Annotated in this window: 12 protein-coding genes; 2 read left to right on the top strand and 10 right to left on the bottom strand. The window is 32.4% G+C overall.

Annotated features, from left to right (window positions below):
* Positions 1–377: 377 nt before the first annotated feature.
* Genes VIO64_RS03585 through VIO64_RS03595 form a run of 3 tightly spaced genes read right to left on the bottom strand, consistent with a single transcriptional unit; the run spans position 378 to position 3,535 of the window.
* A complete protein-coding gene (locus VIO64_RS03585; RefSeq protein WP_331915233.1) occupies positions 378–1,964 on the bottom strand; it encodes a recombinase family protein in 1,587 nt (528 codons plus the stop codon).
* A complete protein-coding gene (locus VIO64_RS03590; RefSeq protein WP_331915235.1) occupies positions 1,927–3,411 on the bottom strand; it encodes a recombinase family protein in 1,485 nt (494 codons plus the stop codon). The genes VIO64_RS03585 and VIO64_RS03590 overlap by 38 nt, the downstream gene beginning before the upstream one ends.
* Positions 3,380–3,535: a hypothetical protein gene (locus VIO64_RS03595; RefSeq protein ID WP_331915237.1), complete on the bottom strand. Its 156-nt coding sequence runs from the start codon at positions 3,533–3,535 to the stop codon at positions 3,380–3,382. The genes VIO64_RS03590 and VIO64_RS03595 overlap by 32 nt, the downstream gene beginning before the upstream one ends.
* 242 nt (positions 3,536–3,777) lie before the next feature.
* Between VIO64_RS03595 and VIO64_RS03600 the strand changes: the two genes are divergently transcribed.
* Positions 3,778–4,869 carry a hypothetical protein gene (locus VIO64_RS03600; protein WP_331915239.1) on the top strand — a complete coding sequence of 364 codons (1,092 nt, stop codon included), beginning with the start codon at positions 3,778–3,780 and terminating at the stop codon, positions 4,867–4,869.
* A gap of 257 nt (positions 4,870–5,126) precedes the next feature.
* Positions 5,127–5,525, top strand: a complete 399-nt coding sequence (locus VIO64_RS03605) for a helix-turn-helix transcriptional regulator (RefSeq protein ID WP_331915241.1) — start codon at positions 5,127–5,129, stop codon at positions 5,523–5,525.
* Positions 5,526–5,616: 91 nt separating this feature from the next.
* On the opposite strand, the gene VIO64_RS03610 is transcribed toward VIO64_RS03605, so the two are convergent.
* The 7 genes from VIO64_RS03610 to VIO64_RS03640 all read right to left on the bottom strand — a co-directional run bounded on the left by VIO64_RS03610 (position 5,617) and on the right by VIO64_RS03640 (position 23,883).
* The gene (locus tag VIO64_RS03610; RefSeq protein ID WP_331915243.1) at positions 5,617–7,200 is read right to left on the bottom strand and encodes a recombinase family protein; all 1,584 of its coding nucleotides are present in this window, start codon (positions 7,198–7,200) and stop codon (positions 5,617–5,619) included.
* The gene (locus VIO64_RS03615) at positions 7,200–7,406 is read right to left on the bottom strand and encodes a hypothetical protein (protein WP_331915245.1); all 207 of its coding nucleotides are present in this window, start codon (positions 7,404–7,406) and stop codon (positions 7,200–7,202) included. Before VIO64_RS03615 ends, VIO64_RS03610 begins: the two co-directional genes overlap by 1 nt.
* A gap of 210 nt (positions 7,407–7,616) precedes the next feature.
* On the bottom strand, positions 7,617–9,917 hold the full coding sequence (locus VIO64_RS03620; protein ID WP_331915247.1) for an ATP-dependent DNA helicase: 2,301 nt from the start codon (positions 9,915–9,917) through the stop codon (positions 7,617–7,619).
* Between the two features lie 533 nt (positions 9,918–10,450).
* Positions 10,451–10,876: a sigma factor-like helix-turn-helix DNA-binding protein gene (locus VIO64_RS03625; protein ID WP_331915249.1), complete on the bottom strand. Its 426-nt coding sequence runs from the start codon at positions 10,874–10,876 to the stop codon at positions 10,451–10,453.
* Positions 10,877–11,213: 337 nt separating this feature from the next.
* Positions 11,214–11,789 carry a hypothetical protein gene (locus VIO64_RS03630; protein ID WP_331915251.1) on the bottom strand — a complete coding sequence of 192 codons (576 nt, stop codon included), beginning with the start codon at positions 11,787–11,789 and terminating at the stop codon, positions 11,214–11,216.
* A gap of 1,241 nt (positions 11,790–13,030) precedes the next feature.
* Positions 13,031–13,510, bottom strand: a complete 480-nt coding sequence (locus VIO64_RS03635; RefSeq protein ID WP_331915253.1) for a hypothetical protein — start codon at positions 13,508–13,510, stop codon at positions 13,031–13,033.
* A gap of 29 nt (positions 13,511–13,539) precedes the next feature.
* Positions 13,540–23,883 carry a Kelch repeat-containing protein gene (locus VIO64_RS03640; RefSeq protein ID WP_331915255.1) on the bottom strand — a complete coding sequence of 3,448 codons (10,344 nt, stop codon included), beginning with the start codon at positions 23,881–23,883 and terminating at the stop codon, positions 13,540–13,542.
* Between the last annotated feature and the right edge of the window lie 314 nt (positions 23,884–24,197).

A 24,197-nucleotide genomic window follows, 5' to 3' on the forward strand; every position in this document is an offset into this window, starting at 1 on the left:
GTAGATTAATCGTATTAAGTTTTTAAATTTTATAGTGTCCAGCCTTAAGAGGTCACTCTCTTTTTCACTTGCACTACCCATTATTTTCTTATGGGTGCAAGCTATACCAGTAATGAATTTACATTGACTTTTTGTTGAAAATTTTTTGCAACACTAATGTGTATTTTCTTATAAAATTTACACTTTAAAACATATATCAGTCATAATCGTCAACTGTCAGCTAAATCAGAGGAATTATACCCTCATTCTTGCATAATAAATACAAGTGACACTTTGGCGACATACAGCTCAATATCCCATAATCTGATTGTCTTTATGATATTATTTAATATACTCTAATCCAGCACCCCATAAGCATCACTATCGTCTTAATACTCCTAAATATCCTTTGGTGGATTTAGAATTATATCAATATTAAATCCACCTGCTTTCTCCATAATTACTATTCTTTCAACAAGAATGTCAAATAGCATCCGTTTATTGTTATCTGTGGACCTATTAATTTTTTCATAAGCCCCTATTAATGCATCACAAAATTCACTTTTATTATTAAATTTCTCATACGAAACACAAGCCACTTCATCGTAATGCTTCTTAAGATTTTGCTCCTTTTTGTTCAATATAACACGTTGTTCCAGAATACTTGATCTTACAGGCTCCTCAATATTCTTAGATATCACAGAATCAATTTTACCTTTTAGCACACTGATTTCATTTAGCTTTTTATTGATTAACTTCATCAATTGCAGATTATTGTTTTCTTGCTCTTTAAGCCTAGCACTATATAAATCCCAGAGTTTATCCATATTATATGTAAAAAGTTTTTTAAGTTCCTGAATAAAATATTGCTCAATTTCTTCTTTCTCAATAATCATTTCAGCTATTCCCTTTGCGTTGAGTGTAGGACATTTATATACACTCTTTTTACCCTTACCATAATTCTTGCATTTCATAACCGCCCCACAAATACCACAAACAAGCTTGCCTCTAAGAATAAAAGGAGTATTAAAATATTTTGCATCTTTTAAAATTTCCTTTTTCTTTCTCAATGAAGTTACCTTATCCCATTGATTTGCAGATATGATACATCCTTCACTTAAAAATGGTGACTTATCGTGCTCCTGATGTTTTCCTGGAGATCTTCTTCCACCTCTCCGGTCCCAAACAATATATCCTGTATAAGTTTCATTCTTAATAATTGATTCTATCTTACTTTTAGTCCATTTAATAAATGGATATTTTTCGTTCATAAAATCAGATATCTTTCTATATCCAAAACCATATTCTGAATACATATTAAATATCTCTTCAATTATTGCCTTCTCATATTTGTCTGCTCGCAAAATAGAATTTTTCTTGTTTTGAGGATCATGAATAGAATGAAAGCCGAAAGGAACTTTGCCTCCGGCCCAAAATCCATTTTTTATACAGGAACGATTTCCACCCTTTACCCTTATGCCTATAGTATTAGCCTCAAGTTCTGCTACGCTGGCCAATATTAATTCCAGAAAATTATTGATTTTTGTGTCCTCAATTTTATATACTTCTCCGGGCCTGCTGTAATGGATAGTAACTCCTGCCTTATTAAAGAAAGACTTTAAAGTAATAAAATCTTGGAAGTTCCTCGTTAAGCGGTCCCTTGTATAAATTATCAAATGGGTAATTTTATTTTCATTAATAAGCTGAATAATTTCATTTAAGGCTGGTCTTCTTTTTAGCCTCTCATAAAAACCATCTCCTTCATCGTCATCCTTTGAAGTTTTTGATACTGGCTTAGCCTCCTCATAAATCATATCATTTGAAAGTACCAAGTTTTTTTCTTTAGCATAAGATATAGCTTTTTCTCTCTGAACCTCAATAGAAAAACCTTTCTCTTCCTGATTCTTTGTTGACACTCTGATATAAGCTGCAGCAATATTATTAGGTTCAGCGGATTTGGATTTTGAGCTCGTTTTCTTTTCCATTAACTATCACCTGATCAACTAAAGTAGATATTAAATGATGTGCCCTTTCCTGATTGCTAAGAAAATACCCTGCTAGTCCTTTTCTGTTTATAGAACCATTCAGCTTCTCTTTTTCTTCCTGAAGCCTGTAGATTCTGGCTTCAAGGTCATATATTCTGGCTTTTACATCTTCTCTTCGTATCATGGCATCTGATATAAGCTCTTTACAGCCATTTGCAATATATTTATCTTTAAAATTATTTACATAATCCAAAGTATATTTCTCCAAATCATTGCCGACTGTTTTAAGCTGCCGGTTATAAGTTTGGATTCCTCTCTTAAGTTGAGTAATTTTATGGGATATAACCGACTCTAATCCCATAGTTTGTATAATATTATCAAGAAGGTACTTTATTAATTCGTTTTTGAAATAGTCTGCATTAAAGCTTGAACAGCCCTTTGAAATACACCTGTATTTGTTATTAATCAGTTTTATTGGCTTTTTACATTTGCCGCATAACAGCAATCCCTTAAATAAATATTCCTGATTCTTCTTCCTTTTGAAAGCCTTATAATTAACTCTCCAGACTGTAATACATTTTACCCACAAATCAAAATCAACCACAGGCTGCACGTTTACACACTTCTGCAGTAAATCCGGATTAAAGTTGTTTAGCCCATCGTCTGACTGAAATAAGTCGAAAACAGTATATTTACTGTTTATAAATTGATAGCCTGCATAAATAGGATTTCGAATAATTTTACCAACTTGGTTAGAAGTAGTTGGCAACTTATTTTCATAGAAATTATTTAATTCCTTAACTATATCCATCATGCTTTTACTATCATTGTTCTTTGAATACATTTTAAACAACTCCCTTATTAACGGTACCGTTTGATAGTTGCACCTGTAAAAAGTTTTCTCATTTTGACTGATACGTTCAAATCCAAACGGAAGTTTTCCTGCTCCAGAATATTCCTTCCTCTCTCTTTTCTTGACTCTACCAGTATTAGTTCTTTCTGCTACAATTTGTGGTTCCAGCTCATCTACAGCCATTATTATGTTTTCAATAAAGTCTGATAAATAGCTTTCTGACGGTTGATATTCACCATCATTTGAATAGATAATTTTTATCCTGTACTTTTTGAAGGTATTTTTTATTTCTATCAGATCATGAACCCGTCTCGCTAATCTGTCCCTTCTATACACAATTACTGTTTTAAACTTGCCTGCCTTTGCATCTTTAAGGAGCCTGCTAAAGCCTTGTCTCTTACTTGGAGGCAGCTTAGTCGCAGATTCCTCATCCCAGTACTCTTTATACAATATCAGATTATTTTTATATAAAACATCTCTTGCCAATGACAACTGTGAAAGAATAGAATTATTTTCACTCTTTATAGACTTTCTTGCATATATGGCTGCATAATCTTCCGGTTTAAGTTTCGTCTCCAGGTTCTTTACTTCCACTTCTTTTTTCCTCCAATTTATCATTTAAGAGAAAATCAATTATAAAATCCATAAATCTTTGCCTTGCATCCTCATCATCCTTATATTTAATGCTGATAATTGTAATCTTTTGCTCTTCTGCCATTGGTTCTCCTTTAATTATATTATGGAATTCAGTATATTAGGCATAAACACTAAGGTTATAATCCCCGCAGATAATTAACCCTCACTCAGTTGACATAATATTGTCGCACAATTAAATTATATTGCCTATAATGCGTCACCACAACGGAAATTGATGGATAAACGGTAGACTTGTAAAAATTGCAGGAATAAGCTTTTGGGTGTCGAATTGATATACTAAAAAAAGTGAAAGGAAATATTATTATGCATGATAAAGCATTTGCTGAACTAAAAAGTTCAATAATGGAAGACATAAAAGACACACTTTCCAAAATCATAAAAGAGCCTCAAATAAAACTTGAAATCATTGAAAGAGAATATGATGATTATGTCTATGAAATGGGTCTACCTTATAATGATAGTGCAACAAATAAAGAAAAAATCATTGGGGCTTTAAGTCATCATCCATTAAATATTATGAATATACTCATCTCTTATATTAAAAATAAAAATTATAAGAAAGAAGCACAATTGATTTTTGACTCGGAAAACTATAAATCAAGATCCGAATTTCCTTTTGAACAATGTATTAAAATAGAAGATTTTTCAATATTAACTTATGTAGGTAAGCCTAACTTAACTGTTTTTAGTGATGACACAGAAGTAACAGACTATATAGATGTTGTTATTGAAAACGATAGGTATAACCATCTGAGCGGAGAAATTTTTTTAAAAGGAAAGTTTTCATATAACTCAGAAGTATATAGCATATTTTTGTTTGATGACTTAGAAAAATATATAGATATAGTTGTTTTTGGGCTTTTAAAGAATGATAATATCCCTTCATGGATTGAGTATATGATAGAGGGCTGTATCAACTTGGAATATAAAAACAAGAAGATGGCATTTCTTAATATTTTTGCTGCATTTGATAACTTCATTGAATTAATGAATAAAAAAATATTTGATTATTATGTAGAATACTATACTGAACACATTAAAACTTATAAAACTGGTAATCCAAGTTGGAAGCAAGATGAACTTGAAGAAGTAAAAGAGCATTTAAAAGATAAAATTAAAAAGTATGGAAAAGAAACCAGAAGAATTGAAGATAAATTACGTGATGCATTGAGGGAGATAGAAATTAATGGTAACAACTCTAAATTTAAAGATATGTTTTCATTAGTAGGTAAATTTAGTGCTATTGCAAAAATGAGGAATACAATTAGTCACGGTTCAAAAGTGGAAAATGATATTGATGTGGGAAGTGCATTATATATAGTTCTAACTATTATTTTATCCGTACTTTTGTATCAAGATATGGAAACAAATCAATGGACAAATATAATTTCGTAGAGATAATAGGAGTACCTGGTTACTGATATGCTCCCACTACCCTTATCATTCCTCTAATATTAAGCTTTAATTTAATTAATTTCCCTTTTTGGGATAATATTTACAAACATTTACAAAGCAGATTCAGTCGTTGCCATTGCCTAATGAATAACAAGTTTTTACATTTTATTTATCCAAACTACATAACCCTTTAGTTTATAGAAATATGAAATATTGCTAATACTAATTTAAGACAAAAGAGTACTGGGAGTGATGAAATGGCTTACTTTTCGGAACGCCTTAAAATGCTTCGAAATGAAAAAGGGCTATCTCAGAGCAGTTTGGGGAAAGAAATAGATACACCCAGAACAACAATTTCGTCCTGGGAGTATGACAACAGACCGCCTGATCTTTTCACAGCTGTTAAACTGGCAAATTTTTTTAAAGTTTCACTTGATTATATCTCTGGTTTATCAGATAGTAGAAATCCAGAGTATTCACAGAAAGTTACAGGTAATTTACTAAATGCAATTGATTCTGATGCCAGCTTGCGAGAAAGCATAAACAAATTATTGACAAGTACTGAGTTTAAAAAATTAATGATGCAAGTGCAAGATTATCCTGAAGAAAAGATCAGGAAAATAATACAGGTATTAAAAATAATCGAAGAGCCGTAAAGCCCTAACAATACTAAGTTCTACATATCATAAAAACGTGAAATCGGGCGGACCAGATGGCGAGTTGAATTTATTGCATGTACAAAATCCTTTATTTATAAGGGTTTTGGAACTTATAGTGTATATTTATTTCTCTCTTATCAGTTATATCTATTCTATCAATCAACTTAGTCAGCAAAATTTTATCGGGTCTGTCAAAATTAGCAATTTCCTTTATTATGTGGAGATAATCTGTACTTTTATTAGGTTTCTCTGAAGATTTCTTCTTTTCAAGAAGTTGAGAATATCTGCTGCTCAATCTTTCCTTTTCTTGATTATATTCTGTAGACATTTGCAAGAACATATCTTCGTCAATTATACCCTTAACCTTATCAATATACAGTGATTTTATTATATCTTTTGTTTGCATCATTTTTTTATTAATTTGTACCATTTCTTTATCTATAGAGTCATCTTTATTTGGCTTCAATGTACTTAGTTGCTCATAAAAACTCTCCTGCAAAACATGCTTGGCAATTTTTTTCAGTTCTTCAATAACACGTTCTTCCAAAACATCTTCATGCATTAAATGACTGGTACATTGACTTGGCCCATACTTATTATAAGTCATACAAAATACTATCATCTTTTTAGATGAATTTTTGCGATAGGTCATTTTTGCACCGCAATCCCCACAAAACAATAATCCATTCAGCAGATGAGAGGCTTTTTCACCCTTGTCATAATGTACAATTTTCTTCTCCATCATTTCTTGTACCATTGCAAAATCTTCCATTGATATAATCGGCTCATGCGTATCTTCTGCAACAATCCAATCTTTAGAAGGGATTTTTCTGTATTTTTCAACCTTATAGTTTATTTTGACCTGCCGTCCTTGTGTCATATTTCCCATATATGAAGGATTAGATAGTATCCGCTTTACTGTTTCATGAGTCCATAAATAACGCTTAACCATTGCATTTCTGTATGTACTATTTGTCTCTTTGTATTTTGTTGGACATGGTACTTTTTCAGCATTTAGGGTCTTTTTAATGCTATGCATACTCTCTCCATTCAAATACATTGAGAAAATCCTTTTTACAATAGGTGCAACTTCATCATCAATAACAAATTTATTTTTGTTATATGGGTCTTTTTTATATCCATAAGGAGCAAAAGCACCTATAAATTGTCCATTTTTTCTTTTAGTATCCATAACCGTTCGGATCTTCTTAGATATGTCCTTAGCATATAAATCATTAATAACAGATTTAAATGGACTCATGTCATTGTTAGAAGAATTTGCAAATGTGTCTATACCATCGCTCAATGCAATGTATCTAACATTCATTTGTGGAAAATATCGCTCCAAATAATAGCCTGTATCAATATAATCCCTACCCAATCTGGATAAATCCTTTGTGATAACTAAATTGACTTTTTTATTTCCAATGTCTTCTATTAACTTCTTAAATGCAGGTCTATTAAAGTTTAATCCACTAAATCCATCATCAATATAAACATCAACAATATTCCACCCCTGATCTAAAACATACGATGTAATATAGTCTCTTTGATTGCTTATACTTTCTGAATGACCAGCTGTTTCATCTTCTTTTGATAACCTCAAATATATACCTACATTGTAAATCATTGTATCCCTAAATTCACTAAAATAGTTACCAAGAGCATACATCAAAACTCCTCCTCTTTTGCTCGATTTGCGATAACTATCTGCTTGTTCAATTCTAGCACTTTCCCGGGTATTTTTCCACCTATTAGTATATTTTTTATTGCATTTTTTAAGACACTTTCAAAATCCTGACCTTGTTCGCTATATATATTGTTAACCTGAATTATTTTTGAAGATTTATTATTCGAATCACAAAAGAAATCATTCACAAAAATCACCTACCTTAATTAAACGATCATTTTAATACACAAACAATTATTAAATTTTAATTTTGGAATATGTACATTATGTATATGATAAATAAAGACAAGTATCTTTCACCAAAAGCCTTTGGAGTGTTTTTTAGATCTTAAATCTTAATAAAAATACAACTCGAATTACCTCATGTGCCCTAGTAAATAATATTCCTAAACACACATTTATATGTTTAGATCTTTGAAATACCCCTCTTCCTTGACTTTTCTAATAAAAACTCTAACATCATCGATAGAATCTGTTACTTTAAAACCTGGTAAGGCTTTTAATACTCTCTGTCGGTATCTGCCTTTTTTACTAATCCTGAAATCGAGGACAGCTATAAGCCCAGTATCTGTTTCACATCGAATTAATCTTCCCATACCCTGCTTCAATTTGATTATCATTTCTGGAAACACTATGCTGTCAATAAATTTTCCCATAGTATCGAACTGCTCTTTTTTGTATTCTAAAATTGGATTAGGTGTAGGAAATGGTAAATTCACAATAATAAGTGAAGATAAAATATCACCAGGGCAATCCACTCCTTCCCAAAAAGAGCCGGTAGCAAAAAGAACACCGTTTCCGCTATTTTTAAAAGCTTCTACGATGTTCCTTTGACTTTTGTCCATTTTTAAAAGAGGGTATTTAATTCTACTTCGGGCCAACTCATAAACCTTTGATAACAATGCATAAGATGTAAATAGAATAACAGTATGTCCCCAAGTTGCATCAACCAGTTTAGTGATTTCCTCTGCAACAGCTTCTATGTATTGGTCACATTGTTTATCCGGAAACGGTACCTTTTCACTTATATACAGCAAAGCATTTGTATTATAATCAAACGGTGATGAATAGCTTATTTCACTTATTTTGCTTGGTGTTATTAAATCTATCCCAGTATTACTTTTGAAATAATCAAATCCTTCACCATCAGATAATGTTCCTGATGTTACAATTTTGGAAATCCCATTCCTCCATAACAGTTGATATAACTGATTCTCCAAATCTATGGGCACGCCATGAATTGCTATAAGACTTTCATTTCCAGGATTCTCAATCCAATATAGGACATCATTTGTTTTTAATATATTTTCAAGTTGTTGCTCTATTTCCAAAACCATTATTTCTAATTCCCTGCTTTTAGAAATAATACTGGAGCAGTAATCTTTTATATTGCTGATTTGTAAAAGCATTTCAACGAGGATTTCTTTTTCATGATAGCCAATTGTAACCCCTATTTGAGATACGTCATCATCAATAATCTCTCTATTAATATTTGAAATCAGTCTCCTAAAAAATTTTGTCCTCCATAAACATAATCTTTCCAGTTTGAGTTTTGCTGAATTTTGAAATGATTTTTTACCTTTCAGGCTACTACGAATCATATTCGACATTGTTGTTATATCTTCACCAGAAAAGCTTTTAACGAGGATCTGCCTCGCTGCATCCCTCAACTTATGGGCTTCATCTATAATTTCAATTGAATGTTCCGGAATCAGTAATTGCCTGCCTTTTGCTCTTTTGACTGCATCTGCAAGATAATAATTGTGGTTACATACCTGAAAATCATGGAAAGATGCTCTTACATACTCAATGTATTTCAGGTAGTCACAATTTTTAAATCTTGGACAGCTTTTATCACAATTCTTTGGAACATTGATTTTCTGCATAATATGATTTTTTAATCCTTTGAATTCATCCAAATCAATTGAATTTCCAAATTCGAATGAATTAAGCTTTTCAAACAAATCCCTATCAAAGGCCTTTTTACTATTTTTTAAGTATTCTGCCAACCGTTCATACCTCACTTTACAAAAGTAATGCTCCTTACCTTTTCTTAATACCGCACTTAAAGGACGATCTATAACTCTGTTTTTATATAAGATTTCTGATAAAGTTGGAACGTAATTATTTATAATGGCATTCTGCAAGTCAATACTGGATGTAGATATTACACATGGTATAGATTCTTCTTGGCCTATACCATCTTTACTCTGCTTTTGCCTTTCATACAATGCGTAGACTACAGCAGCTACAATATAGGCATAAGTCTTCCCTGTCCCAACTTCTGCTTCACATATTGAAATATAGTTGCTTTTAATCCCCTCATACATATTTATTGAAAGTTCTATTTGTTCCTCCCTTATTTTAAAGCCGCTTTCAGGCATTAGCTTTCTAAAAATATATTCAATCATAGTATCGGGTTTTTCTGGAAGTGTAACTTGGTAATCAGATGTTGCAGTAAACCTATTAATCAATTTACCTTTATATTCATCTGTATAAGCTTTTTTGCTCTTTAATAATAGAACCATACTGTCATTATCCCTGCAAATGACATAATAACTGTTAATACTTTTATTCTCTTTTACTACAAATATATAGTTTTTATCAAAGGTAAATAGATATCTGTAAACCTTTTTATCTCTATGCTTTTCAAAGTATGATAGCATTATTGCTTCTTCACTTGTATTTATTTCAAACATCCTTATTCTCTCCTTCGTTTCTGACACTTGACAGCACATTACTGTGGTGGACAAAATAGGATTTAATTCTTTATAAGTCCACCACAGTATCTGCTGTCAAATACATAATTTAACAATAGAATTTAAGCAGCATATTTGTTCTCGACATCCCTGACAACTAAGGGGATATATCAGGTTGCTATTGGAAATAGCATCATATAGGCTGACATGGTTATAAGTTCTCAAACCAAATGAGCGTTATCCTGTCATTCATTACAGGCTGCCCAATGCGGTGAAGCGTTCAAGGCAGAAGTATCATTATTTATCCCTTTGCTTGTCATCGCAATTAGTCCTTCCAAAGACTATTTTGAGCCGGATGAATTCGCTCACTTATAATAAAGGTCACGGCGATCCGCTCTTAGTTGCTTACCTTATGGAGGCAAAGGTAGTTTTCCTGATATATCGTATGTTCATTTTTCAAGGGTCAAGAGCAGGCAAAAAATTACCCCTCACTTTTAAGCCGAAAAAGCAAGAGGGGTGTACGGAATATTTTTTTAATTTCCCAAATATTTTTTAAGTTTTTTTAAAATTCGATCCTTTCGGCTATTTATTGTCATTACCGGAATGCTAATTTCCCTTGATATTTGGCGTTGGCTTTTTTCTTGGTAGAATAAGTGAATTATCAACTCTAATTCTTCATCACTAAGAAGCCTCAAACTTTTTCTTAATTTTTCTACCATTACCTTTTTCACAACAAAATCACAAACATCTTCTCGTGTGCTATCCTTAAGCAGTTCTTCTCCTAAAATATCTTCATACACATTATCAAACTGCGAATATAAGAACCGTCCATGTGCTAAATCTCGTTCTTCCAGATACCGTTCTCTTCTTTGTATTTTGTAGTACTCTTTATAAATTTCCTCTGAAACCTCTTCTAGATTTTGGCCTACCCTTAAATAAAATCTCTTTTCATTATCCATCTTGAAACCTCCAAATTTTTGTCTTGATAGCTGCCAAGCAAAACTTGGAAATCATGGATAATGGCTGTTGTATGGCTCCCATCTTTTCATACTAACGACTCCTGATTTCGGGCATAAAAAAAGACCGGACGTGAAATCAATCACATCCAGCCTCATTTGCCGCATATTAACTATGAATTAGTACATAAAAAATCCCCAAACTCCTATAGAATTTGAGGTTAGTCATGATCAAAAAATAACTTACGCTATAAATTTATGATATAATCCACCAGCATAACCAGTTTATCAGCTTGTATGTTTGAAAGCAGTAGGAATAGGCTCGGGGCTTAGTCGAAATTTAGTCGGGGTTTGAGGTTTGATGAAAAAAGCTTGGAATACCTTCACCTTCTCGACCAACAATTATTCCTTTCAATGATGGAATGGTATACCCCCATAAACTAATTGCAAAAAGGTCAATAGCTTCTCTCTTTTTATCATAATAAGTGCTTCGCTCCATATTTAATAGCTCTAGCATTTCTTGCTCTGAATGCTTAATAGCTGTCATATACTGTTTAACCAGAATTTCATGATACAGTTTACCATTATCAGGATACTCATAGAGTTTATTCATTGCAGAATCTATCATCGATATCAGCCAATTTGTTTCAAACAAAGAATATACCTTTTGATTAAACTTGTCCCTTTCAATTTCAGGTGCAAAATTCTCAAGGTACTCAAAAGCATGTTCTAAATTTTTGCTATGATAACATAGAACATTTTCACATAATTGATTAAATTTATTTTGAGCAGACCAAACAACATGTCGGTATATTTCTAAAATTAACTTTGTTTTATGTAAAACTGCCGAGCGTTCAATATTTAAGCCGTTATAAAAAAGAGTACATTGCTTCATTACCTTACTTTCTCTTCGCATAGTTTACCTCCATGAATTTACTTACTTCTTGATATTTGATTTAATATGATGAACCTTTTTAAACAGCGTGGTGTTTTAATGTTCTTTTCATATATATAATATTTAAAAATGGGATTTGGAAATAGTGCGATCTATTTTATCCTTTAAATAAGATAAGGGTAATAAAAATCACCCTTGACAGAAAGTGAAGCAGTTTAAAGGCATAGATATTGCAGGAAGCATGGCGTATTATGTCCATTTCTTCCGTTTCACTTTTTGACTAATTGTTTTATTCAAAAGTATAGATTGATTGTAAGGTTGATGTTATGAGATTGGTTATTGTACTGGTTTTATTCCCCATGCAACAAAAAATTCCCGGTGTTTTAGTGTTTTAAATCTGGAATCTTATATTTTAGTTTTTTAATATCCCTAAAATAACCATGGTTATAAAGTGCAAATATGCAAAAGGCTACTGTTTAAATGTGCAGTAACAGTTCAAGTGACTATAAATGACAGACATTGAATACTGGTTTTGGTTCAGATATTCAATAACCTTCATAACTGCTTCATCATACACTTGATACATAAAATTACTGCCTTTAATTTTGGTAATTTTAGTATCATATACATTAAAATTGTATTCAATAAAATCCTCAGGATTTTTGTTATCAGTACTTATTTAAGCGGCTTACTGATAATCCTGAGGATTTTCTAAAACTGATGACAAACGATAAAAATCCTAACATTAGGATTTGCTACGGAAAGGGCACCACACCTGTTCGCAATAGGCCGTGGAAATTGGCTGTTCTGCGACACACCCAAGGGTGCAGAAGCAAGTGGCTTAAGGCCCTATGAATATTTGGCATATCTCCTTGAAGAGATACAAAAAAATATTGGGGTATAGATCAGGCTAAGCATTACATTAAACATTAAACAAAACATAATTTTTGCTCAATCCCTTCTGTTACCTGCATAAAAGGGCCTTTTTGTAAAGCTGGATTTTTCACAAAGAAATCAAATTATGTCTTTTTTCTTACTGGTAGTAAAGCTAAATTTTGATGCAGAAATTTATATTTATGCAAATATGAATTTCTCCGAATTTCTCATTATATCAAAAATATTATTTTTTTGAACAGGTACGTCCGGTCTACCGCTTACCTTTTTGCCATAAAAAATAAAAAACAGCCTCCTATGATATTTTGATTTTATCATAAAAAGCTGTTTTTACAGACTTTTTTCACAGTGTCTCTTTTAATTTTTAATTAACCTTGATACCGTCTTATAGTTGGAGGGTAGTACTGTCTTTCCTCAACATCAAAAGTTGATAAAAACTTTTCATATTCAATTGAACCTGGCTTAGGTCCTTTTAAAACAGCTTTAACAAACTCTTCTGGAGGCTTGTAACTATGGTCTAATATATAATGATATATTAAATCTGGGGCTGCATATACTACATTACTATCTTCACTTAAAACCCTAATCTCAGCAAAACCTAATTTTAAGGACTCATCGTTTCGACTAGCAATAAATATTCCATTATGAGGGTCATGGCATAAATTGCATACATGGAAACCCCTCATTATCATTAAATCTACCTTTAAATATACCCATAATTTATTTATAAAATCTTCACTCACCTTCCCTTTGGGAAATGGATGAGCAACATCTAACCAACCAACATTTTTTGAGTTTTCTATACCACAACAGTAAGAATAATTAGATAAGTCTTCAAAATAACTCAAAATATCACCTCTATAATATCTCTAAATATTTACTCTATTAAACCAAGTGCTTTTAATATCGCAATTGACCTTTCACTGCGACACCATCCTGCAACTATGTCGCCACTCCTGTTGTTTAAAATTTCAGCAAGTTCGTCATCTGACATTTTTATAACATCATGAACATTAACATTACTTTTACTTCCCCATCTTGCAAAATCAAAGTCAAAGAATTCTTTATCTGGCAATAGATTTCCATCCAGATCCCCATGTGTTCCTGTTAGCAAATGTACTTCTCCTTCTGCATCATCAATAATATTAGCAAAATGCTTTTGCTTTATTTCCCAAGTTGATACATGAATTTTTCCACCTGATTTATTTGGTACTGAGTAGAATGTCGGTGGATCATAACCTCTCATAACCCCATTATCGGCACCAGGGTAAAAATCAGTAAGATAAGGTACATCTTGTCCCGACTTTCCTTTTCCACCTCTGATTACACTAGGATTTTTATAAGCTTTCCAACTATTGTACAAGCTTTTAGATGCTTGGTAACCACTTTTAACAACTTGATAACCACCATAAGCTATACCTGGCAATTGAGTCCCAAAGTATAAAGCATCACCATATTCAGAACTTATACTATTACAAGCATTCCTAACAAAATTCCAAGTTTCTCCTTTACCTGTACCTGCATTAAACATTCTTGAAATACCACCAGCAGTGAGGCTCAGTCCATTTCCTGTGAAGTATGTAGCTGCAGCCACACCAGGAGCATTTGTTATAGGAGTTGATGCATACATTGCTATACCTGCACCAGTCTCCAATAAGCCACCTACTGTTTCTACAACACCCTCAGCAATATCCTTAACAAATTGATCATGTTCTTCCTTTTCTTCATTTACTACATCATTAAAGAATCTATCATTCGCAAGTGCCTTCTTTATAATCCCTGCACGTCTGTAATCCATTACCGAACCTGAGTTGAGCATTGAAGCAATCTGTATTGCAACCTCTGGGTTATCAAGAACTATCTCATTATCCAACATCATCTGCATCAAATAATATTGTTTTGATCGAGTTTGTTCTGTTCCTAATCTTCCAAATCCCTTAGATATATCATAGTAAATTCCTTCACCAACTTTTACAGATGATTTACTATATTCCTTAAAGATTTCTTTTAACTCATATGCTGCTATTGTTCGATTAAAATCTTTCCTATAAGCACTTTCCTTTTTATTCTTACTGTAATCATCTTTATTGCTGTGTGAATAAAGGTATTTTGCGTATTCGGTATCATAACGATTGCTTGGATCCATTGTAATGGACATTCCATTAATATATGCTGCTATATGTCCGGTTGGATCAGTATACATCAAAGGATCATTATGACAGTAAGTATAAAGGTTAAGTGACAATGGATCATTAATGTCTCCACTATATGTATCTTCCTGCAAAAATCTTGCTGTAACTGGATCATACATACGTGAATTTAGGTAGTACATACCAGTCTTTGTCTTACCGCTAGAATCCTTTGTTTCTGACTCAGAATCGTACTGGTATCCTGCATAGGTGATACTATTTGTAAAATTAGTATATCCTGAGCTTACCATTCGGTCAAGTATATTGCCAAAAGCATCATAATAGTACGAGATTGCAACATTCCCTGCTGAGTCAGTTAATGCTGTAACATCTCCATGCCCATTGTACATGTAATAAAGAGTCTGCCCATCTATTGTCCTTGAGTTCAAGTTAGTACCATACACATTTCTTGCTTTAAGAGTGTTATCTGATTCATTGAATTCAAGTACCACCTTGTCATTCTCATAAAAATATCTAGTATTGCTTGGTGCTTGTCCTGTTACTGTTTTGACTATTCTGTAACCTTCAGCATTATATTTATTCAAGATTGTATTATCAACATTAACTGTTTTTGTTAGCTGATCAATCTCATTATATGTATTTACTATATTTGATGATGATACAAACACCCCTGAACTGTTATATACTGCGTCTGTTACAGAACTCACATTACCATTATTGTCATAATTATACCCAAGCCAGTTTTTCGTTACATTATTATATTTTATGGCAACTTCCAACAATCGATTCTGATCGCTATAACTATATTCCTTAGTTGTTACATTATTTACGCCTTCGGAAATTACTTCTGTTTTACGGTTTCCGGAGTTATCATATATATAATCTGTAGTCCTGTTTAGGGTGATCTCTTTAACCTGCTTAAGTCTGTTTAATTCATCATAATCATAATCTGTTTTACCTTTATCCTGATTATTTGTCAACTCCAGCTTATAGTCCTGATTATGTGCACCATCATAATAATAGGTATAAACATCTACTATAGTATCCTGGCCATTAACAGGTTTAGTATTCGTTAATTCTTTTAGTAGATTGTCTTCCCAGTATTTATACTTTTCTTTAGTTCCACCAGGATATGTAATACTTTTTAAACTGCCATTACGATAATACTCATATGCTGTCGTTGCATTGTTGCTTACTACATATTTCAACCTGCCTTCACCATCATATATCTTCAGTGTCTGATTATTGGTACTATCGATTGATTTAACTGCTGTACAACCACTCACATCAACAGTAATAAATGGGTTAGATGGAACATCGGATACTGTTGGAACAACGTCATAAATATACTTTGTTTCCAACATACCATTCCCGTATCCTACAGATTTTCTTATAACACGCCCAAGCTCATCAAAGTCACTTATAAAGTAATCAGAACTTGTTGCTGCAGAAACAATGTTGTTATTTTGGTCATATCCATAGCCTAAACTAATATTACCTACTACTTTGGTAGTCAACCTACCATGAATATCATATCCTAATGTAGCAGTCTGATTTTTCCTATCCTTTGTAGTATATAAATTACCATCAGAATAATATTTATATTCTACAGTTCTTGAACCAACTCCGGTTCCACCATTATCTACTTTAGTTGCAACTTTATTTATGGCATTATATGTATATTTGGTAGTTAAGCCCCTCCCATCAGTTTTTGTTTCAATATTTCCATTTCTATCATAGAAATATTTTTCAAGAACTTTTGTAGGAGTCTCGACCCTAATCAGCCTATTAAGTTCATCATATCTATAAATAGTCTGCTGGCCTTTACCATCAATTTTTTTACTTACATTTCCGTTATTGTCATATTGCTGGCTTTTTGTATGAGCTGGATTTCCTATATCAGATACTCCCAAAGGATCAATAGTTTTAGTTAATCTGTTATTCTTGTCATACTCAAATGTAGTAACATTGAACAAGCTTGGATTATCATTATTGGAAGCTTCATATGTCTTTTTCTGATTGCCATTCCAATAATACTCAAGTAATTGAATAGTTTTTTCAGATGACTGGCTATTTGAAATAAATCCTTTACGAACCAATCTATTCATAGAATCAAACTCAAATGTTGATGAGTTTTCAACTGATGAACCCTTGTATTCTATTTTTTGAGTAACTTTTATAGCATTCCCATTAAAATCATATGTATTTGTTGTTGTATGTGTAGAATATATAAATGGGAGCCCAGTTGCTGAATCCTTGTCATAGCATTTTACTTGTAATGTCTTACTTATTAATCGATTATACTGGTCATAAGAGAAATTAGTTTGATTTTGATCAGTATTGGCATTCTGCACCCCATCCTTATAAAATAACTTGTTACCATTTCGATCATAACCTGATGTCTCAGTTATTTTATAGGAACCAGCAGCATTCATACGGGTATGAGCTGTAAGTCTTCCCCAGTCATCATAAGTACTTATATCAATGACTGTTTCAGCTTTTGTGTTATTTGGATACTTTTTATCATATAATTGTTTCCTTACATTACCAAACAAATCGTAGTAATAATTAGTAACATTTGATTGTACTGTAATATCTCCTGGAGTCGTGGCTTTTTTGACCTTACTCAATGCATTATATTCAAATAATGTTTCATAACCGTTACCATCGACCCTACTTATAACATTTCCTTCAAGACCATATGTATTGATTTCTAGTACTGCTGGTGTAGAAGCTACTTTTGTAATAGGATCAAAATTATAATAACTCTTTGTAATCTTGGTTTTTTGAATATTTCCATTATATAATACATTATCATATTTATAATGCAATACTGACTCCTTTTTACCTTCATCATAATCAGAAGCCTTCTTACAATTAGTCTCTGTATATATTCTTCCGACTGTATCATATACATACTTCTTAGAGTAAGCAAGTCCATTATCACTATTTACAGGATCAAGTACAGTTTCAATTTTGTTTTGTGGAGTATAAGTGTACTTAGTATTATATCCTCCAGCATCACATTCGGTAAGAATATTTCCATTCTTATCGTAGGTTTTTGAATAAGATGTTATATATACATCACTTAAAACTAAAGTATTTAATATAACTTTCTTTTCATTTCCTATAAATAACTTTTTAAGATTTCTACCTGAAGGATCGTATGTATATTCATATCTATTATTCATTGATCTGGCATCTGTCTGGGTTGAATCATAGTTTTCAGGACTAACTTCTGCAATTAACCTTCCTGCTAAGTCATATGAATATGCATTTACAATTCTTGGTTCAAACATTATTGCATCAGCTTGTGTATTTCCTATTCCGGCTGTTAATGTTATAGAAGCATTAATTTTGCCGTCTGTACCTTTTACAATATTATATGTTCCAAGAGAAACCCATTTACCAATATTATACTGTTGATTAACATTAATATTAGATGAAATATCACTATTATTTATCGTGTATAATGCATTTGTTGTGTTATATGCATCCCCGCCATACTTTACAAGAACTCTATAGCTTCCTTCAACTGGAAGTGTTACGTTCCATATAGCTTGATCTCCTTGATTTGACGTATATCTAGCGTTATCTGCTTTGTACCCTGCGTAAGCTGCATCTCTCCAAGAGTTAGTTGCACTTATTTCCTTATAGCTTGAATCACTTACACCTAATGCTGTTTCTCTTGAAACTGATGGTTCAAACATTATTGAATCAGCATGTGTCATGCCAGCACCAGACGTTAAGGAAACAACCGCACTTACCTTTCCATTGGACTTTGAAAAGTTATATGTTCCAACTAATACCCAAGTTCCTGCATTCTGTTTCTGGTCTACTGTAATGCTATAGTTCCCATCTGATGCTGTTATAGAATATTGAGCATTACTAGTATTATCAACATCATAAGGATAGAGAACATATACATTATAGTTACCTTCAGAAGGTAATGTTGCAGTCCAAGAGCTCTTTGCCCCAGAATTAATAGCCTTTCTAGCTTTTTCCGATCTATAACCCGAATACTTTGAGTCACTCCAAAAACCGCTAGACTCTATATAACTTCCTGTATCCTTAATACCAACAACGCTAAGACCACTTACAACCCTAGTTTTAAATCCTCTTGAATTATATTCAAGCTTTGTTGTATTTCCATTTGCGTTAGTAGTAGTAACAGGATTACCCTGCCAGTTATATAGTACTGAATTAATTGAAACATCAGTATTTCCATCTGCTTTTTTACCATACTGTAGCTTAGATATCTGTCTATCCATTTTATCATAGCCATAAGTTGTCTTTATTATCCTATTTGTAGGATCAGTTTTATTTTCCTTTTCATAACTTATGTCTGAGATAACATTTCCATTCAGATCATAATCATGTTCGGTTTTAAGGATTACTGCATTCGTATTTGTTGTAGCATTAGAATCAGAATATGCAATTTCTCCTGCATTTACATACACGTTTTCTACAGATACTTTTCCTAGATAATTACTGCTGTATTCTGTTTTATAAATTCTATCAGGTCCTATACTTGCATATCTGTTTTCACTTAGTACAGTGCCATCATTATTATATGTGAAGCTTGTTCGTTTACCACTTATACCCTCAACAGATTCCTTCAGCCAACCGTTGTAATAGTACTGATTTGTTGAAACAGCAACTGAACTCGTTGGCCTAATTGAGCTCTTTGTGTAATCACTGATGTCACTTTCATTTATTGTAGTTCCTACATTGTCATTCTCTGCTAATGTCTTAAGAATTCTACCTGCATTATCATATATGGTTTTGGAGTACTTATACTTAATAGTTTCTGGAGTAGTAGAATTATCCACTCTGTATGGTTCCCACATTTCTGCGATCCTACATTTATTAGTAACATCAAAATCATAATTATAATAAGTTTTATACTTATATACTGGCTGCTGACTTGCATTCAGTGTATTGTTTGCGTCTGATTGAGTTAAAGTTCTACCCAATGCATCATAAGTTGCTGTAACTATTCCCAAGTCAGGGTTATCTTGCCTAATCTTTCTTCCAGCATAATCGTATAAACGCGATGTAACTGCCTTATCATTCAAATCACTACTAAAAAATTCTGTTTCTGTTTCCTTGTTTATTCCGTTTTCAGTTTGATAAGAGTACTTTTTCAATGTATAAAGCTCCAAAGAATCCGGATCTGCAAATTGAACCGTAACCTTCCTATTCTTCCAATCATACTCATATGAATATTTTGAACCATCAGACTTTATCTCAAAACTCACATTTCCATTACCATCATATTTATAATATGTAGTACTGCCATCTGGGTCTATTACATAAGATACTGTACCATCGTTATTATATTTATACCTTTTACCAACAGTACTGTCATCGTATGATGATTGATTTGCAGAAGCATTAAGGACGTCTTTATTTGTATCATATAAATTTGGGGATATTTCCTGAACTACTCTACCAAGATCATCATAAATAACTCTCGTTATACTATTTTTCCCGTTACCACTTTTTGTAGTTTTAAGCAGTCTACCAGTATTATCATAAACATATTGTGTTGTATATCCTAATGGTGACCTTTCAAGCATTTTTCTTCCAGCCCAATCATATCTTAATATTTCTTTTGTGCTGTTTTGGTTTGTGTCTATCGCTTGTGCTATGGACTTAACGTTATAGAAATCTTTAGGCTCATAAGTATATGATGTCTTTCCCTTCAATGGAGTAATAATTTCCTTTATCAAACCTTTAATTCTATAGCTACCGTAAGCAGGGTCATCATCGTAATACTTAGATTCTGTTGTAATAATGTTCGGATCAGAATCTAGTGTGGCAGTATCAAAATTCCAATTACCTTGGTTAATAGCCATTAGATTAAGATTTTGCAATTCAGACTTATATCTGAGTTTCACATTATTATTATCATAAGTATACTTTGTTGAACTTAAGTATTTATTGTTTTCCTTCAGATTCTCATATTGAATATTCCTATCCTTTAAATTAACATTTGGTGTAGCTGAAAATGCACTTTCAAAAAGATAATCTACATACTTATATTCATTTACAATTGTTTTTGAAGTACTATAAGGAGTCAAAGTTTTTGTGTTTACATAACCTAGTTCATCCTTTATAATTGTTGTCACATTACCATAAATATCAGTTGTAGTTTCTCTTACTTTTACATTACCGGTGTCATTTTGTGCTTCAGTAATAGCATTCATGTAATTGGTATAATCTGTATTACCTTTTTGTACTTTGGACAAATCAATCCAGATACCTTTGCTCTTATAAAATATTTCATATTTGTTGCTTGTAATTACTGTGTCATTTGAGCCATTATCCTCCCTATAAATTTCCTTTGAAGGCTTCATCTCAGTTGAACTGTAATTAGTCACAAAATGCTTTCCATTCTTGTCAAAGTAGTGTCTTGACAACAAATTGCTTTCGTCTGAATCCGGCACATCAGCACCTGACTCCTCACTAACAACATCATTATATTGATATACCTCGGTATTGCCAACAGCATCAGTCTTAGTAATTATTCTACCCATAATATCATCGTAAGTTATTTTGTATTTCTTAATTCCTGCTGTGGTGAGGCTTTCAAGATAACCTTCTTTACCCTTCACATAACTATAAGAAGTATTAACACCATTCAAATCAGTTACGCTTTTTAAAGTATTAAACCATTTTGTTTCAGCTGTATTAGTGCTATTAAAATAGCTATAATTAACACTTGATATTAAAACATCATTATTAGGATCCCAAGAATTCACTGTCCCTGGCTGCTTAATATCAACTCTTTTTACTAGGCCATAACCTTTACCGTTAATTTGTACGGTATCAATATCGAATACTATTTTTCTTCCATTAAAAGTACTTCCATTAGAATATACAGCCTCATAAACAGACTTTATATTATTACTGTAAGTAGTAGTACCATTTAATACAGTATCTGAATAACTAATGAAAAGTTTGTTACCATATTTATCACTAATTTCTTCAAGTCTTCCAATGTTATCCTTTCTTTTTCTGTATACATAAAGTTTATCTTCCTCAGTATTTAATAACTTATATGTATCAACTCCACTTTCATCTGCATATGAGAACTTATCAAAGTTTCCATATGCTACAAATTTACCAGAATTATATGAAGTTTCTTCAAAAATATCTCTTGAACCCGTCGGATAATTTACAGCAATTTTTTTACCATCTACTGGGAGTCTCGTAAGGTAATTTTTTGCTATGAAGCAATCCTGATTTTCGTATCTAATCTTAACCCACTCATACCCATCTTTTACAACTGATGATGCATCAACTGTTGTAACTATACTCCCATCAGCAAAAGATATAATTGGTTGTCCACTTAATCCCAAACAATTTCCTTGAGGACTTGCTTTTCGGACATTTAGTCCATGTGGAGCCTTTACTTTATATGTTGTCATGCTATCTAATTTTTCTATACATGTTTGGAAATTAAACTTCCACCCTTTACCAACACCCCATCCAATCGGTGACAAATCAGTATTTGATGCTGAATTATATGTTCTATCTAAAGTAATATCAATACCTGAACTATCAATTTTCACATCTTGGGCTTGTTCCATATAATTTCCTGTAACTATATTAACATGATCATTTATATACATTTTTCTAGTTTCTGCTTTATCTCGACCAAGATATTTATCAGGAAATTTTAAACCAGGCATTTTTTGTGGTATATACTCTGTAACTTGGTTCAGAACATTGCTTCCATTACTAGTCCCTCCTATAATAAATATCTTATTATAGGCACTTACAGCAGCACAATCTCTTATTGCTGTATTTAATTTCGCGGTTTTATCACTAATTGTTGCATCAAGAGTTCTGTATTCTTCAATACTATCAAGTATAGTGCCGTTTGTTCCCCCCAATGCATATGCAATACCATTAACTGCTGCATACCCAAAGAATGCCCTAGCTTTTACTAGTTTCGGTGAAGAAAGAAGCTGACAAGGTGTTTGTGATGTAGGAGTTACAAGTGTATTTAACACTTCAACAGTATTTAAGTAAATATTAGATGTTCCATTGTTGGTCATCCCGCCATAAATATATATTTTGTCATCAACAACATTTACACCAAATGAACTCCTAGATGTATTAAGTACATAATTTGATAATGTAAAACTGCGAGTATCAGGATTAAAAACATAAATGCTATTTAAATATACAAACTTATTTAAAGAAGCATCCCATTTTCTACCCCCAATAATATATATCTTACCATTAACCAGTACTGCAGTATGATCCTGCCTTATCAAACCATCGGGAATATTGTTTTCAGTTATTAATTCAGATGAGTTAAAAGTCTGATCATCCTTAGTATTATAGATTTCACATGACTTAATTGTTGCTCCATCAGATGAGCCACCAAAAATATAAATCTGACTATTTACTGCTGATGCTGCAAAATTGCTCTTTGCTTGCAACAAATCTGCCCATGGTATGTTATCAGTTCGTTTCACCCATTGTTTCCTAAGTGGATCATATTTTTCTACAGATTTTAACGTTGTATTGTTAATTCCAATACCGCCAAAAGCAAATATTTTGCCTTCTACTAATACTGCACCCGCATTTTTTCTTGCATAGGTCATTTCTGTAACTGATTTTAACGAATCTTCAGTCGTTGTAGTAATATTATCTTTTGATTCAGGAGAAGAAAGTATTTTCCATACCTTACTTGGGTTAAATACATATGAAGCCATAGGATTAGTTAAAATTAATATATTGATTGAAGACCCATTTGACGGATTATCATCATAATTCTTAAATGTAACATATTGGATATTTGACGGATCACCACTTAATATAACCTTATGATTTCCAGTAGCAGGAAAGTTATTTGTTGCAGTTGTATGCTGTCTTGATATCCCATTTTGATCAACATAATTAGCTATAGCACCTTGTATAAAATTCCCTTTAACTTCAAGAGTTCCATTTTTCAATAATTGTTTAGAGCTATCCAAACTATCATAATAACTTTCATGAGAATTTGAATAGAAAGACCCATTTACAAGCACATAATCCTTAGGTTCTTGCATTATAAGTCGACCCTTTATCTGGAAGTCTATTTTTCCACTATCTATTGTAGTTATATTGCCATTATTGTCAATCTGCTCCTTACCACCAGTATAAAAATCCCTTCCAACTTCAATTCTACCCCAATTAACCTTTACTGTTGGATGAGTATCTCTCCCCCATTCATCGGTATCAAGGAGCTTGTCCTAGCTTCCGTAGAATTTCGGTAGCTTAGTTTTACGTGGTTTTTCTCATCCTACAGATTGTTTGCTATAATCTTCCACCTTTGAAATATTATTAATAAGGATTGGAAGTAGTTTATATCCTTTAATACGAT

This window comes from Pseudobacteroides sp. (assembly GCF_036567765.1).
Lineage (GTDB): Bacteria > Bacillota > Clostridia > Acetivibrionales > DSM-2933 > Pseudobacteroides.